The sequence below is a fragment of the Rhodanobacter sp. A1T4 genome, assembly GCF_014207185.1.
In the GTDB taxonomy this organism is placed as follows: domain Bacteria; phylum Pseudomonadota; class Gammaproteobacteria; order Xanthomonadales; family Rhodanobacteraceae; genus Rhodanobacter.
The window spans coordinates 207,871-223,359 of the sequence record NZ_JACHCP010000009.1; the positions used below are offsets into that span (position 1 = coordinate 207,871).

Here is a 15,489-nt window from a genome sequence, read left to right on the forward strand (position 1 = left end):
CCGACGGCATGCGCCGTCGTACCTTCCGGAGATGCCGCCATGTCACTGTATCGCCCGCTCACCCTCGCTGCTGCCATCGCCTTGCTGGGTGGTTGCGTGACGGTACCGCAACCGCTTCAAGGCACCTACACCAATGTCACCACCGCCAGCGCCCAGCAAGGCGGCGCCGGCGGCACCCATGTGCGTTGGGGCGGCGAGATCATCAAGACAGAACCCGGTCAGCAGGGGACCTGCTTCTATGTACTTTCGCGGCCACTGGATAGCGAGGCGCGTCCGATTCGTGGCAGCGAAGGCGAAAACCAGGGGCGCTTTGTCGCCTGCCACACCGGTTTCTATGACCCGGAAGTCTTTACCCGCGGCCGCGAGCTGACCGTCACCGGTACGCTACACGGTACCGTGTCGCAGAAAGTTGGCGACTTTGACTATGCCTACCCACGCGTCGAAGCAAATGTTGTCTATCTGTGGCCCAAGCGCGTGGCCAATTACGGTTATCCCGGCTACTACGACCCCTACTGGGGCGGCCCTTGGGGACCGGGTTACTACGGCGGTTACTGGGGCGGCGGTTGGGGTGGCTATGGTTGGGGCGGGCCACGCGTGATCGTGGTGCAGCCAGTTCATCGCTAAGCGCATTGGCAGACAAAAACGCCGGCACTATGCCGGCGTTTTTTATGGCACTCATTTCAATCAGCCATATCAGCCTGGCGGCCAATTGAGATGACGCCCGGCCAGCAAATGCACGTGCAGATGAAACACCGTCTGCCCGCCATCCTTGTTGCAGTTGATCACCGTGCGATAACCCTGCTCGGCAAAGCCTTCCTGCTTCGCATAGGCCGCCGCAGCGAGCAGCAACTTGCCCAGCAAATCGGACTCCGATGCGGGCACGTCGCTTAGCGTGGCGAACGGCTTTTTGGGAATAAACAGCACGTGCACCGGCGCCTGCGGGTTCACGTCGCGGAAAGCCAGCAAGTCATCATCCTCGAAGACGATATCCGCGGGAATTTCGCGGCGAATGATTTTGCTGAAAATGGTGTCGCTCATGGCCAGGTTCCTTATGTGAATCAATCCAGTAACTGTCGGCTGCCGAAGGCATGCGCCAGCGTGCCGCGGTCGACGTATTCCAGCTCACCACCGAGCGGCACGCCATGGGCCAATCGGGTAGGCCGTACGCCGCCGGCGCGGGCCAGTTGAGCGAGGTAATGTGCGGTTGCCTCGCCTTCGACGGTGGGATTAGTGGCGATGATCATCTCTTCGATCTCGCCTTCGCCGAGGCGCTGTGTAAGCTGAGGCAGACCCAGCTCTTCCGGCCCTAGACCATCCAGCGGCGAAAGCCGCCCCATCAACACGAAATATTGGCCGCGATAGCCAGTAGCCTGCTCGATCGCGGCCAGATCGGTCGGCGATTCCACGATGCAGAGCACCTGACGATCACGACTAGTGCTGGCGCAGAGCGCACACAAAGGATCTTCACTGAAGTTGCGGCACTGCGTACAGCGGCCGATGCGCCGCATCGCCTGCTCCAACGTTGCCGCCAGCCTCAGCCCACGCTCGCGCTCGCGCTCGAGCAGATGGAAGGCCATCCGCTGCGCGCTTTTGTTGCCCACGCCCGGCAGGCAACGCAAGGCTTCGATCAGATCACTCAGCAGCTTGCTCATGAATCCGCGCGGTCAAGGGGATAAGTTGGGGCTCGGACGACCGGAGCCCGGTAGAAAATCAACGTGCCGAAAAGATCAAAACGGCATCTTGAAACCGGCCGGCAGATTCATGCCGGCGGTGACGCCGCCGAGCTTGTTCTTGCTTACTTCCGCTACTTTGTTCACCGCATCGTTGATCGCTGCAGCCACCAGATCCTCGGCCATCTCCGGATCATCGGCAAACGTCTGCCGATCGATCTGCACGCGGCGCACTTCATGCACCCCCGTCATCACGACGCTGACCAGGCCGCCACCGGCACTGCCGGTCACTTCGAGTTTGGCAATCTCGTCCTGCGCGCGTTTCATGTCTTCCTGCATGCGCTGCGCTTGTTGCATCAATTGACCGATCTGTCCTTTCATCGCATGACTCCGCTACTAAAGATTTTGGTTAAAGGGTTTGATGGATTGGGGTACCACGCGCGCGCCGAATTCACGCTTGAGGGATTGCACTAGCGGATCGCCCTCGATCGACTCCTCGGCGGCGGACTGCGCCGTATCGCGCGCCTGCGCCGCACGGGCTGCCGGCGTTTCCGCGACGGCGCTTGACGTGATGCTGACAAAGCGCAAACGGATGCGTTCGCCAAGCGCCTGGCCAATGCGTTCTTCCATCTGGCTGACCATCGGCTCGACGGCAAGACTCATATGCGCCGGCTGCAGAGCGAGTACCAGTGTATTGCCGTCGCGTTCGCGTAGCAGTGCGTTCTGCGCCAACAGGCCGAATGGGCCACGCAAGTTTGCACGTTCGATCAGGCTTTCCCAATGCGGCAGGCCTTTTTCGTCCAGAGCCAGAGCGGCGATAACCGGCGTCGGCGCCACAGCAACTGGCGCATCCACACGCGCCGCAGGCGCCTGCCTGGGCGGTACCACATCCATCGGCTGATGCATTGCCGCGGCAGCAGGAGCACGCTCAGGCGCAGCGGCATTGGTACGTGGCGCTGCCGCCGGTTGGCTGGTGCCAGCAGGTCGCTGGGCGGCACGTGCCGCCGGCGCGCCATCATCCGGCCGAAACGCCAACATGCGCAGCATCGCCATCTCGAAACCGGTGCGGGCGTCCGGTGCAATGGCCAGATCGCGTCGACCCGAGGTAGCAATCTGGTAATACAGCTGCACGTCTTCCGGCGTCATACGCTCGGCCAGCGTTACCAGTGTACTGTCGTCGTCACTGCCCTCTTCGGGCTTGTAACCCGGGATCAGCTGGATCAACTGCAGCCTATGCAGCACGCTGGCCAGATCATCCAGCACGCCGCCGAAATCCGGTGAGTACGAGGCGATCTGTGTGCACTCGGCCAGTAGCCTTTCGCCATCTCCGGCTGCCAGGGCCTCGAGTACGCCAAGCACCTGACCGCGCGCCACGCTACCCAGCATGGTACGCACATCGTCGGCATGCAGTGAGCCGCCGCCGTAGGCAATCGCCTGATCGAGCAGCGACAGGCCGTCGCGCAGCGAGCCGTCGGCCGCGCGCGCCAGCTCGCCGATTGCGCTGTCTTCGTACGCAATATTCTCAGCACCGAGGATGTGCCGCATCTGGCCGGAAATCTGCTCCGGCAGCAGCCGCTTCAGATTGAACTTCAGGCAGCGCGACAGCACCGTCACCGGCAACTTCTGCGGGTCGGTGGTGGCGAGCAGAAACTTCACGTGCGGCGGCGGCTCTTCCAGCGTCTTCAGCAGCGCGTTGAACGCGTTGCGCGAGAGCATGTGCACCTCGTCGACCAGGTACACCTTGAAGCGTCCGCGTGACGGTGCGTACTGCGCGTTCTCGATCACTTCGCGCACGTCGTCGACACCGGTATTGCTGGCCGCATCGATTTCCAGCAGGTCGACAAAGCGACCCTCATCCACCGAGGTGCAGACCGAACACTCACCACAGGGATCCGCCGACTGCCCGCGCTCGCAGTTCAGCGACTTGGCGAAAATTCGGGCGATGGTCGTCTTGCCGACGCCGCGCGTGCCAGTGAACAGATAGGCGTGGTGCATGCGCCCGGTGTCGAGCGCATTGGTGAGCGCGCGCACCACGTGCTCCTGCCCGACCAGCTCGGAAAACTTGCGTGGCCGCCATTTGCGTGCGAGTACCTGATAGGACATGGCTACCAACATGAGGGCAAAGAACGATTGTGCCAAGTCGGCGATGGCAAGTCAGTAGACGGCGCCGCGCGATACCGGCCATTTTGCGCCAGGACTGTCGCAAGGGTTGCGAGGCAGCACCCAAAAGGCGGCGGCCCCGCCAGCCACACCCCGGCACCCGAATCATTCGCTACCGTTGCTTCCTTCCGGACCTGGCGGAGTTTGCGAACTATCGTCGCGGGGGGACCGACGGGGCCACCATAGACGTCAAGCTGTTTTGTCCAGCTTGCTTGTTTCAATGCGCCAAGCCGGTTGGCTGTCGCACTTATTGCTCAAATTTGGCGGAGAGAGCGGGATTCGAACCCGCGATACGTTTGACCGTATACACACTTTCCAGGCGTGCTCCTTCAACCACTCGGACACCTCTCCATGCAACCTCTTCCGTCAGGCAATCCGGCCCGACAAAGAAGCGGAAGGATAGCGTCAGGGCGTTATACAGGCAAGCAAGCGTTGCTCAACTCAACCCGCATCAGCCCTTGGAGTGGCTGGCCTGGCCACCAGCACACGCTCATCGGTACCGATAATACGGAATCCGCGGGCCGCAAGCGCGGCGCCATCGGCGGCGCTGCCGTAGTGATACAGCAGACATTGCGCCCGCAGGGAATCGTCGTATTCGCGCTCGATATCGTCCACGCCAGTATGCGACGGGTTGCCCACCAGCCCGCAATCATGCGCAATCAGCTCCGGACCACCGGCATATCGGGCAAGAACCTCGGGGATCGGCCGCGTGTCGCCGGTATAGACAAAACTGCCGTCCAGCGCGAGACCGTAGGATGTGCCCGGCGCGTGATGGCGCGTAGCAAAAACGTCGAACCACAGCCCATCCAGCCAGAATCCTCGCGTACAAGGCACCAACCGAAACGCCTCCCAGTAATTGACACCGCCTTCGGCCAGTGCACCGGGATAATCTGCGACGCGTGCCTGCAACCAGGGCAACAGCGTCGCGTGCAAAAAAACCTTCGTATGGCCGCGCAGGTGCTCGTCGAACCATAAGCGAAAGAACAGCCGCTCCAGTCCCGCCACATGATCCATATGCGTATGCGTAATGAATAGCGCACGGGGCGGTGCACCGTAAGCGGCCTGATAGCGATCGAGCGTATCGGGGCCGCAGTCGATTAACAGCAGCGGCTCACCATCGCGTTCGAACACAGCGGCAGACGAACCCAATTCGACTGCGTGCGCTGCGCCCACGCCAAGAAAATGCAGATGCCAGTTCATGCGTCGAATGTACGCTGATAAGCATGAAGAAGGGGCTGCCAGACGGCTTGCTCGAATGCCGCATCACCGTACGCTGCCGCGCCGAGTTTCACCAGCGAACGACGCAGCCTCTGCAGGTTGGAAAGCCGCCACGCCTCTGCCGGCTGGCGCAACTCGCACCGGTCAAAGTCGATCACATAAAGTTGCCCTGGAGTCACCAGGATATTGTGTGCATTCAAGTCTGCATGCCAGATGCCAGCATGGTGGAATCGTGCGACCAGCATGCCTACGTCTTCGGCGAGCTTGGCATCGAATTGTCCGGCGGCCAGACGCTCGGCGAGCGTCGACGCATCGGGAATGCACCGAGTAATCAGGTCAGCGGTGTAGTAGACGCCATGCCGGCAATACCGCGCGGCAACGACCTGCGGACCCGGTAGCCCAAGGCGGGCGATTTCACCGAGCAGCCGAAACTCCGCAAAAGCGCGCGTTCGATCGGCACCGGTCCAGAGATAACGATCACCCATCAACGTCGCCACCATGCCGCCGCGGCGATAATGCCGCAGCACGCATTCGCCGGCAGGCGTGCTGATCACTGCTACACCGCCGCGACCGCCACTTTGCACACGCAAGGCGTCGCGCGAACGCCAGTAATCGAATGAGAACCAGTCATTGGCGACATCTGACGACGCATCCGCATCGAACAGGATCACATCGGTTGTATCTTTGTGCGTTCGTTCCTGCATCATCCTGCCTGGAGGCGCCTGATCTCGGCGCCCTTCACGTTCGCCGATTCAACACGACGATTCTAGCCCAAGCCTCATGACAGCCCCCGACTCGATCTGCCTGCTGCGCACTTCCGCCATTGGTGACGTGACCCACGTGGTGCCTTTGGTGCGCACGCTTCAACAGGCGTGGCCGCAAGCCTCTTTGACATGGATCGTCGGCAAGCTCGAGCGCAAGCTGGTCGGCGACCTACCCGGTGTCGAGTTCGTCACCTTCGACAAGAGTACCGGCTGGGCCGGCATGCGCGAAGTCCACAAGGCACTGCGTGCGCAGCGCTTCGATGCGCTGCTGCAAATGCAGGTGGCGATGCGCTCCAATCTGTTGAGCCTGGGCATCAAGGCCAGACAGCGGATCGGTTACGACGCGGCACGCTCGAAGGATCTGCATGGTCTGGTGATCAACCGGCGCATTCCAGCGCGCAGCGGCGAGCACGTACTTGATGCGCTGGGCAGTTTTATCGAACCGCTGGGTCTGAAACAGACACAGGTGCGCTGGGATATTCCCGTTCCCGATGAGGCCCTAGCTTGGGCTGCCGACACATTATCTGGCGATACACCGACCCTGCTGGTCAGTCCGACCTCCAGCCACGCGCTGCGCAACTGGCGGCCCGAGCGCTATGCCGCCGCCATGGATCATGCCGCTGCACGCGGCTGGCGTGTGGTGCTGATCGGCGGCCCATCGCCAGGCGAACGCGCGATGGCTGACGCCGTACTGACCGCCTGCAAACACGCACCGCTCGACCTTACCGGCAAGGACACGCTCAAACGCCTGATGGCCATGCTCGGTCGTGCACAGCTGGTGCTGACGCCGGATTCCGGCCCGATGCATATGGCCAACGCCGTCGGCACGAAAGTACTCGGCCTGCATGCGGCCAGCAATCCGGACCGCTCCGGCCCGTATTCGGACCGCCGCTGGTGCGTCAACAAGTACGACGAGGCGGCGCAAAAATACTTCGGTAAACCCGCGAGCGAACTCGCGTGGGGCAGCAAAATCGAGCGGCCTGGCGTGATGGATCTGATCAGCGTGGACGACGTGATCGAGCGCTTCGAAGCCGCCGCGCTCGATCTTGGCCTGGCCTGATCGCCCGAATCAAACCGCGCGGTAGTCCTGGTACGATTTTTCCTCGACCAGCTCCGAGCCAAGCTTGAGGTTGATCTCGCGCTTGAATGCGGCGCGCTCGTCATTGCGGAAATACACCGCACGCGCCAGCTCGATGAACTCCTGATCGAACGCCTGTGCGCGCTCCTTCACACGGATCGCATCTTCGATGTCCCACAGCGTTTCGTTGACGGCATGCAAACGCTCGCGCTCATCGGCGATGTCCGTGTGTGAGGCCGCGTCGTTGGCCCAGGTAGCGTTGAGCATGTCCAACTCGTTGCGTACGTTGGCAAGTTTGGCGTCATCAGTGATACGGCGTGACTTGATTTCGAGAATGGTGATCTTGTCGATCAATTCGCCGTAGGACACCGGGGTCTGAATAAGGCTCATGGGTAACTCCGCGAAAAAAGAAATCAGTGCGACCGACGAAACGTGCCCTGCTGGACCAGCTCACACACCGTGCGCACCTCGCCATCCATCGCGCGATCGCGATGCATGAAATCGATGTGCTGACGCAATACTGCATGGGCATCGCGCACACGCGTGCCCGCATGGAAATCACCGGTCTCGGCCAACGCCGCCGTAAGCTGCTTCACCTCGTTGACGAATTGCGCGTAATGCGGGTGATCCTCGCGCGGTGCGTTGGTGATCTTGTCGGCAATGGCCTGCCAGCCCGCGCGCGCTGCCAGCCGGCGTGCGGCGTTCAACATGGCCTGGCGGAAATCGAGCGCCTGCGCGGCAGTGTAGATTTCCAGCGCCAGCACATGACTGAGGTCTTCGGTCATCTCCAGCACGTGGCGCGCTTCGTTGGCGCCCATCGAGACATGATCTTCGGCGTTGGCACTGGTGGGTACCGAGTAAACGCTGGCTGGATGCGCACGCGTGGCCAGGTCGTTGACCAAGGCGGCAGCGGTGTACTGCACGATCATGAAACCGGAATCGGTGCCGTCCTCATTTCCCGTGAGAAATGCCGGCAAGCCGTCATTCGTCGCCGGGTCGACCAGCTTGTTGAGGCGCCGTTCGGAAATCGATGCCAATACCGGAATCGCCGCTTTGATGTAGCTCATTGCCAGCGCCAGCGGCATGCCGTGAAAGTGGCCGGCCGAGATCACCTGCTCCTCGATGAACTGCGCATCTTCGGCGTCGGGAAAGATCAGCGGATTGTCGGTGACCGAATTCAGCTCGATGTCGATCACGCGACACGCCTGTGCCCAGGCATCGCGCACGGCGCCGTGCACCTGCGGCATGCAACGCAGACTATAGGCATCCTGCGGTTGATGCTTCTTGCCGCCCTTGAACGGCAGGAAGCGGCTGTAGAACGCTTCGCGACCGTGCCGCTGATTCGCAGGCACCCACTCCCAGCCAATATCGAAGCTCAGCGCCTGGTCGTCCGGCTCACTCCACGCCTCGGCGCTCCACGACTTGAAGCGCGGCACCAGGTGATACGGAATATCGATCAAGGTCGAACCGACAAGCAGGTCGCGTACGTTCGTCGCGGTTTCCACCTGCCCCGGATGCGGACGCAGCGCATGCACTTCCGGTCGCAGCGCGCCGCTGCGACCGGCGAATGCATCGAGCGTCATCGATGCCGCGAGGTCGGCGGTATCCAGCAATTGTTCCAGCGTATCCAGCGCCAGCGCGGCGGTGGCCAGCATCTGTGCCGTACCGTTATTGAGCGCCAGACCTTCTTTGAACGACAAGCGAATCGGTTCGAGCCCCGCGCGCTTCAACGCCTCCGCACCGGAAACGCGCTCGCCCTGATAGAACGCCTCACCACCACCCAGCAAGACGATTGCCAGATGCGACAAAGGCGCAAGGTCGCCACTGGCGCCAACCGAACCTTTCTCCGGCACCACCGGTACCACACCGGCATTGAGCATCGCGGTCAGCGCTTCGAGCGTGCTGACACGTATGCCCGAATGGCCGCGCATCAACGTATTGATGCGGATCAGCAACATGGCTCGCACCACATCTTCGCCGAACGGTTTGCCCACACAGACCGCGTGCGTGATGATCAGGTTGTGCTGCAGCTCTTCCAGCAGCGTGCCTTCGGTTTCATGTGGACCGCGTTTGGTCAGAGCCGCTCCAGGCAATTCGTCGCGCAGACGATGCGCGCCAAGCAGCTTGTCCGCGTTGCTGCCGAAGCCGGTAGTCACGCCGTAGGTCGGCTCACCGCAGCTGACCTTCTCGGCCAGAAAATCCGCGGCGCGCTGCACGCGCTTCAGGCCTGCTGAATCAAGCGAAACCTTGTTGCCGGAACGCGCGACGGCAACCAGCTGTGCGCGGGTGAGATGGTTGCCATCGAGAAAAATGGTGTCGGACTGGACCACGAGTGCCTCGCAAAACGGATGATCGAACGGGGATGATCGGATGTAGCGGAAACCGGCATGATGCTGGCGGATTGCAGCGAAAGAAATACGACCGAATCAACCCATCGCCGCAGCCTGCTCCAACTCCACCCGCAACGTCTTGACCAGTTCGCTACGCGCCACTTCGAACTGATCCTCGCGACGCAGATCCTTGACCGTCACCACGCCCTTGGCAATTTCATCCTCGCCCAGCACGATGACGAAGCGGATACCGGCACGATCGGCGTACTTGAACTGCTTGCCGAGCTTGCCCCCCTCCAGCACCACCTCGGTGGCGACGCCAGCCGCGCGTAGCTCACCAGCTAGCGCGAGGTAGGCCGGCAGTTGCGCCTCGTCCATCTGCGTCACCAGCACGTCGACCGTACTCTTGGCCGTGCTGATCAAACCGGCGTCGCGAAGCTGCCAGTAAAGCCGCGTCAGGCCGATCGAGATGCCGACGCCCGGCAGATGCGACTTGGTGTACTGACCCGCCAGATTTTCATAACGACCGCCCGAGCAGATCGAACCAATCTGTGGATGATCGTTCAATGTAGTTTCGTAGACGGTACCGGTGTAGTAATCGAGGCCGCGGGCAATCGACAAGTTCAGCACGAAATGCGTTTCCGGCACGCCGAACGCGTGGATAAGGTTCAGCACTTCCTTCAGTTCGGCGCGGCCCTGCTCCATTGCTTCCGGCCCGGCGCCCAGCGCATCGAGATGGTCGAACGCATTCTTCAACGAGGTCGAGCGTATCTGCACGAAAGCCAGAATTTTCTGCGCGACATCGGCGCTGAGATTGAACGCCTCGCCGGTGAGCGTATCGCGCACATAATCCGCGCCGCGTTTGTCGAGCTTGTCCACTTCGCGGAGCACCAGCATCTGCTGCTCGCCATCGACAATGCCCAGGCTTTCGAAGTAGCCACGCATCAGCTTGCGGTTATTGAGCTGGATGGTAAACGCACCGATGTTCAGCTCGCGGAACACGCTGTAGATCACCGCCGGAATCTCGGCATCGTAGCGCACCGACAGCGCATCCTTGCCGATCACATCGATATCGCACTGATAGAACTCGCGGAAACGCCCGCGCTGCGCGCGCTCGCCGCGATAGACACGCTGCATCTGGTAGCGTCGAAACGGAAAGCTCAGCTCGCGCTCGTGCTCGGCCACATAACGCGCCAGCGGCACGGTGAGATCGAAGCGCAACGCCAGCTCGGGCATGCCTTCCTTCTCGACCGCATTCAGCGCGCCAGTGGACTGAACGAAATACACCTGCCGCTCGGTCTCGCCGCCGGTCTTGGTGAGCAGCACGTCGGAATATTCGATCACTGGCGTTTCGATCGGCAGAAAGCCGAAACGTTCGTAATTGCGACGGATCACGTCGAGCATGCGCTGAAACGCGATCTGGTCGAGCGGCAGCAGCTCGAGCACGCCGGGCATGGTGCGGGCCGGGGTAAGCGCCATGAAATCCTCTGCTGACTATGACAATGGGACCGCATGCCACGCGACTTCACGCGCAGCGGCAGCCGTAAAGATTAGCAGAAGGCCGGTCCGGTTCCGTAGCCGTTCGGTGCGACACGGCCATCACCGCTGTTGCCAAGCCTGCGGACGACGATTAAGATACGCGGCTTCCCACGGGGTGTAGCTCAGCCTGGTAGAGCGCTACGTTCGGGACGTAGAAGTCGCAGGTTCGAATCCTGTCTCCCCGACCAAATTCGATGATCAAGCCGGCCTAGCGCCGGCTTTTTTGTGGCTACGTAGGCTTCGCGGTTGATGATCTGCGGAACAGGGCAATTGCTTTAATCGTACAAAGAACACATCGGCGTCAAAACTGAACTTCCCGCCAGCAACCACATTTTGGTGGCAAGCTCGAACGCATTGATGAATACGGGCTTGAACAACAAGGTGACCGATTCGAATCACAGCGGCGTAGCTAGCCGCCATACATAGCCGAGTAGATTGATTCCGCACTCTGAGCGCAGGCAGAAGCGGTGCTCTATGTGCGTACAAAAGATCCTCACAGAAGATAAAGGAATGGCCAGTATCGATACGCTTTTGTCAGTCACGGCGCATTCGATACATGGCCCTTTTATTTCAATGCTAGCGGCGGTAAAGAGCTGCCGCTTCCGGTTTGATTAACCCTGTACGACCGGGCTGCTCGGCAATGAACCGCTGGAAATCGCGCAAACTCCCAGTGAGCCGCTGAGGGTGACGGCGCCACCGGGCTTGGTCACCGAGATGCTTGCGTTGCCCGAGCAATTGAAAACGCCAGCAGCCGTTACATTGACTCCCATCACCGTACCCGTCCATGGACCGCTTCCTACGGGGGCACTGATCTGCCATGGCAAATTGTTTGCCTTGATCGATGTACATACTGCGCTGCCGGTAAAACTGGCAGCGGTCACCTTCGCACTGCCTGCAGTGTCCACTACAGTGAACGTGCTCGTGCATGGAAAGGAAGCTCCTAGATAGGAGAGATTGGTAGGTCCGGCACCAATAATGCTAGTACCGCTCGAACTTCCTCCGACGGTCCATTGGGCGAACGCTGACGATGCGCCCAATGTGCCTGCCAAGACCAGCAAACCTAACAGCAAGGATTTAATCGTTTTCATGAATTTCTCCGTGATTAAGTAAGCAATCAACATGGGAATACGGCATAACCGATACAGACGTATATATGCCGCGGTCTTACGCGGCGGCAAGCCCACGCTCTTTTTGCGGGATGCCGTCAATCCTGACGCACACGATGTCACTGGTGTGAAAATCTTTGCCAGGAAAAGTGAATTTGTATTTAGCGCTATTCATGACCTATCCAACACCATCAATTTCAAATCATCTACGAATTAATAAAATCCCTTACGAATGGACAGTCCGATAATCCTTGGATCCAACGTAAATACATTGGTCGTCAACCCGCTATCGGAACTGTTTAGGAATGTTCCGGTAATGGGCGTTTTGTCGAACAGATTCTTGACATAGAACTGCACAGTCAGATCGTTCTCCGGATGCTCGTAGGTCAGTGAAATGTTGGCATTGCTCCATCCCCGCATATAGTCGATCGGGTCGTTATAGACACGTGCCCAGCTCGAGCTCTGGTGGTAATAATCAGCACGCAAGACCAGATCAGAATTACCCAGGAAAAAGGTGTACTGCGCACCAAGGTTGAAGGTACTGTGCGGCGCATTGGGCAACTCATTGCCACCAACATTCGTGGAAATGCCTGCACCGCCGTTGGGGGCGGTTCGCGGATCGTAGACGACGCCCGTTTGTTGCGAGTATTGGGAACCCGCCAGGTATCCGCCTTGAATGACTGGCGAGGTGGTGGTACACAATCCGGCCAAATAGCCATATATGCTATTGCCAGGTCCAATAAGCCCAGGCAGCACTTGTAGCAACTGCGCTACGTCGGCGGCTGGGGCAATGCAAGACTGCGCAGCCTGCACGAATGGCTTTACCGTCACCCAGTCGGGATTGCCATCGGTCAGGTTCATCTGGTCGATCGAATACTGGTGGCTGCTGATGCGTGTGCCGAGCAAACCCAGATTCATGTCGGCACGAAAATTCCGTGTCAGCTGCCAGGCCGCCTGAAACTCCGCGCCCCAGGTCTTGGCGTTGAAGTTTTCGTTGAGCGAGCCTCGGTTGTCGATTTGCGACACCTGGTAGTTGCGGTAGTCGTAATAGAAAACATCCGCATCCAGGCTGAACTTGCCGCCAGTCAACACGTTCTTGGTACCGAACTCGTAGGCATTGACGAATTCGGGTTTGAACGTGGTCGGATTTGGGGTGATGCTCAACAGCGTCGGATCATTGCCGATACCGGGTGAATTAGTGCCTCCGGCTACATAACCGCGCGAATATGAGGCATATAGCAAGGTGCTATCGGTGAACGACAAACGTGGTGTCCAGTCCAATACGACACGACCGGTGGGCTCGGTCCATTCCTGGTTGATATTTGACGACGCCGGGTAGCCGTAGTTCACATAGCCGGCCCCGATCATTTGCTCCGGGCCGTTTGGAGCCAACAAGAGCTGACTAGGAACGGGCGTAGTATTCTTGCGATCCTGCGTTAGACGCAAGCCTACGGTCAGTTTCAGGTCGTTGGCCAACTTCCAATAGGTCTCGCCAAATATGGCTGTGGACAGCGTGCTGGCAATATTGTCGCTACGAAAATAGTTGTGTCCTTGTCCATTGATATTGTTGAGCGAATTGGGATCAATATAAATACATCCAGTGGTCGAACCCTGAGCGCAAGGCTGCGGAGGTTGACCCGGAAACCCATTACCTAGGTTATATTGTCCCTCCGCGATTGCGGTGAACACGTTGTTGAAGACGTAGTAGTTTTCATTGATGTGAAAGTCGAGGAAATTAGCCCCGATATTGAAGTTGAACGGACCATCGAAATCGGATTGCAGGCGGAATTCCTGCGACCATTGGTGGCTATATGACTGGCTACGGTCCACTGCTAGCATCTGTGTCGAGGCCCCGAGCTGGGGATCGACGAACACACCGTTTGGCGTTAGCCCGGGATAGGTCGATTCGGACAGCGGATTACCAAAGGTATCGAAACCCCCAAGCGTATTGCTGAAAACCGACACGGATGGAAAGCGGTCGTAATCCTGCTCGGAGAAGTACGAGTCGCGCGTGAACAGTGTCTGCGAGACGAACTTCAGACCTGGACTGAGGTTGGCCTGAAAGTTGAACTGCACCACGTCATTCTTGGCGTTAAAGATGGGATCAAAGGTAGTGGCGATCGTGCGCAGGTTGGTTGACTGGGTAACGCCCGCATAGGGGTTACCGTTCAATAGCGACAAGAATCGACTGAAATCGGGAGCAATGCCCACCGCAGTGAGTGCATTGCCGGTAAGCACCTCCGGCAAGCTGAGGCCATTGGGCACGCCAAAGGCGCTCTGGCCGTACAACGAACCGTCCGTACAACCTTGGCTGAGCGTGGCCTGATCCAAAGGGTTTGTAACCGCAACCCCGTCCACCTCGGTAGGCCCGGGATCGGTGTGACAAAGCTGTTTGCCGGTGCGCGAGCGATCATCGTGTTCGCTGAAGTGTTCCCACACCAAGCTGGCACTGATGTCATCGTTGGGCTTCCAAGCTAGGCTGGCGCGCCCGCTCCACAAATTGCGTCCGTTGACGTTATTGTTGGTGACGCTGTTGTAATCGTAACCATCGCGATCCGTCCATGCGCCAGCAAGGCGAAAGGCCAGCGTGCTGGATACCGGCACGTTGAGCATGCCGCTGAAGCGCCGGCCATCGTAGTTACCCACTTCAGTCTTGACCCAGGATTCGAAGCCGTCGAAGCTTGGCAGGTTGGGAATCATGTTGACCACGCCTGCTGTGGCATTGCGCCCGTACAGTGTGCCTTGCGGCCCACGCAGTACTTCTACGTTGTCCACGTCAAAGTATTCCTGCTCGAACAGTCGATTGCGGATCAGCGGCGTGTCATTGAAACTCACCGCTACCGCCGGGTCAGTGGTAACCGATAAAGCCTGCGTGCCAATACCGCGAATCTGAAAGTTGTAGCTGGCGAAATTGGTCTTGGTAAAGCTCACATTGGGTGTGCTCGTAACCAGATCGGCACCGGTCTCGATCTTCTTGTCGTCCAGATCCTGGCCGCTGAACGCAGAGATCGCTATGGGCACTTTTTGAATGTTTTCAGTTTTCTTCTCGGCCGTTACAGTAACGGTGTCGAGTTGGGTGGCGTTACTGGCATCGGGTCCATTCGCCTGCGTTGAGGACTTGGGTTTAGCTGCTGTCGGCTTGCTCGCCCGTTTGATGACCACGGTTTGGCCATCAGTGAACTGATAGCTCAGGCCACTGCCTTTGAGGAGATCGTCAAGGGCAGCATGCGTGGAGACCGTGGCGTTGACGCCAGCGGATTTTCGGCCCGTTACAAGGGCGGGATCGAAAAGCACCTGCAAGCCACTTTGCGTATTGAATTGATGCAGCGCCTGATCCAGCGGACCTGCAGCGATATGGAAGGCGACGCCCCCGCTAGCGGCGGGCGGCGATTGCGCCATGGCGGTCGAGCCGCCGAAGATGGCGACACTCAATGCCGCAGCCAGCAATGACTGGCGCAAGCATCCGTGGCGATGTGCTCCACGACGAAGTACGTGCATGTGCTCCCCTTGTTTCCCCAATGCAGTCGGATGGCTGCCGGACTACAAGAACGTTGCAGTTCGGAGAAACCCCTAGAACTCTTTTCGCTCTTTCGGAGGGAGCCCAGCACGGCACGGGCAAACGCA

The 15,489-nt window shown here is 59.5% G+C and carries 13 protein-coding genes, 2 tRNA genes and 1 other RNA gene; 3 read left to right on the forward strand and 13 right to left on the reverse strand.

Going from position 1 to position 15,489, the window contains the following annotated elements; translation table 11 throughout:
• Window positions 1–39 precede the first annotated feature (39 nt).
• Complete coding sequence (locus HDE80_RS18185) at window positions 40–624, forward strand: Slp family lipoprotein (RefSeq protein WP_184673222.1); 585 nt, start codon at window positions 40–42, stop codon at window positions 622–624.
• A gap of 69 nt (window positions 625–693) precedes the next feature.
• Here HDE80_RS18185 and HDE80_RS18190 read toward each other — a convergent pair whose 3' ends face one another.
• The 8 genes from HDE80_RS18190 to HDE80_RS18225 all read right to left on the reverse strand — a co-directional run bounded on the left by HDE80_RS18190 (window position 694) and on the right by HDE80_RS18225 (window position 5,752).
• Entirely contained in the window at window positions 694–1,038 is a 345-nt protein-coding gene (locus HDE80_RS18190; RefSeq protein WP_184673224.1) for a histidine triad nucleotide-binding protein, read from the reverse strand.
• 20 nt (window positions 1,039–1,058) lie between these two features.
• On the reverse strand, window positions 1,059–1,652 hold the full coding sequence (gene recR, locus HDE80_RS18195) for a recombination mediator RecR (protein ID WP_184673225.1): 594 nt from the start codon (window positions 1,650–1,652) through the stop codon (window positions 1,059–1,061).
• A 75-nt stretch (window positions 1,653–1,727) separates the two neighbouring features.
• Entirely contained in the window at window positions 1,728–2,051 is a 324-nt protein-coding gene (locus HDE80_RS18200) for a YbaB/EbfC family nucleoid-associated protein (protein WP_184604788.1), read from the reverse strand.
• A 15-nt stretch (window positions 2,052–2,066) separates the two neighbouring features.
• The gene (gene dnaX, locus HDE80_RS18205; protein ID WP_184673227.1) at window positions 2,067–3,773 is read right to left on the reverse strand and encodes a DNA polymerase III subunit gamma/tau; all 1,707 of its coding nucleotides are present in this window, start codon (window positions 3,771–3,773) and stop codon (window positions 2,067–2,069) included.
• Between the two features lie 134 nt (window positions 3,774–3,907).
• An RNA gene (gene ffs, locus HDE80_RS18210) (signal recognition particle sRNA small type) lies at window positions 3,908–4,004 on the reverse strand.
• A gap of 87 nt (window positions 4,005–4,091) precedes the next feature.
• A tRNA-Ser gene (locus HDE80_RS18215) sits at window positions 4,092–4,181 on the reverse strand.
• Between the two features lie 90 nt (window positions 4,182–4,271).
• The gene (locus HDE80_RS18220) at window positions 4,272–5,030 is read right to left on the reverse strand and encodes an MBL fold metallo-hydrolase (RefSeq protein ID WP_184673229.1); all 759 of its coding nucleotides are present in this window, start codon (window positions 5,028–5,030) and stop codon (window positions 4,272–4,274) included.
• A complete protein-coding gene (locus HDE80_RS18225) occupies window positions 5,027–5,752 on the reverse strand; it encodes a 3-deoxy-D-manno-octulosonic acid kinase (RefSeq protein ID WP_184673230.1) in 726 nt (241 codons plus the stop codon). The genes HDE80_RS18220 and HDE80_RS18225 overlap by 4 nt, the downstream gene beginning before the upstream one ends.
• Window positions 5,753–5,828: 76 nt before the next feature.
• Here HDE80_RS18225 and HDE80_RS18230 point away from each other — a divergent pair, with 76 nt between their 5' ends.
• The gene (locus HDE80_RS18230; protein ID WP_184673231.1) at window positions 5,829–6,872 is read left to right on the forward strand and encodes a glycosyltransferase family 9 protein; all 1,044 of its coding nucleotides are present in this window, start codon (window positions 5,829–5,831) and stop codon (window positions 6,870–6,872) included.
• 9 nt (window positions 6,873–6,881) lie between these two features.
• Here HDE80_RS18230 and HDE80_RS18235 read toward each other — a convergent pair whose 3' ends face one another.
• The 3 genes from HDE80_RS18235 to hisS form a co-directional block, all read right to left on the reverse strand.
• A complete protein-coding gene (locus tag HDE80_RS18235) occupies window positions 6,882–7,280 on the reverse strand; it encodes a DUF6165 family protein (protein ID WP_184673232.1) in 399 nt (132 codons plus the stop codon).
• A gap of 23 nt (window positions 7,281–7,303) precedes the next feature.
• Complete coding sequence (locus HDE80_RS18240) at window positions 7,304–9,220, reverse strand: aromatic amino acid ammonia-lyase (RefSeq protein ID WP_184673233.1); 1,917 nt, start codon at window positions 9,218–9,220, stop codon at window positions 7,304–7,306.
• Window positions 9,221–9,316: 96 nt separating this feature from the next.
• Window positions 9,317–10,699, reverse strand: coding sequence for a histidine--tRNA ligase (hisS, locus tag HDE80_RS18245; RefSeq protein ID WP_184673234.1), 1,383 nt, complete (start codon window positions 10,697–10,699; stop codon window positions 9,317–9,319).
• A 171-nt stretch (window positions 10,700–10,870) separates the two neighbouring features.
• On the opposite strand from hisS, the gene HDE80_RS18250 reads away from it, so the two are divergent.
• Window positions 10,871–10,947, forward strand: a tRNA-Pro gene (locus tag HDE80_RS18250).
• 423 nt (window positions 10,948–11,370) lie between these two features.
• On the opposite strand, the gene HDE80_RS18255 is transcribed toward HDE80_RS18250, so the two are convergent.
• Together HDE80_RS18255 and HDE80_RS18260 are read right to left on the reverse strand one after the other, a co-directional pair.
• Complete coding sequence (locus tag HDE80_RS18255) at window positions 11,371–11,847, reverse strand: hypothetical protein (RefSeq protein ID WP_184673235.1); 477 nt, start codon at window positions 11,845–11,847, stop codon at window positions 11,371–11,373.
• Between the two features lie 231 nt (window positions 11,848–12,078).
• Complete coding sequence (locus tag HDE80_RS18260; protein ID WP_221437695.1) at window positions 12,079–15,363, reverse strand: TonB-dependent receptor; 3,285 nt, start codon at window positions 15,361–15,363, stop codon at window positions 12,079–12,081.
• Window positions 15,364–15,489: the final 126 nt, after the last annotated feature.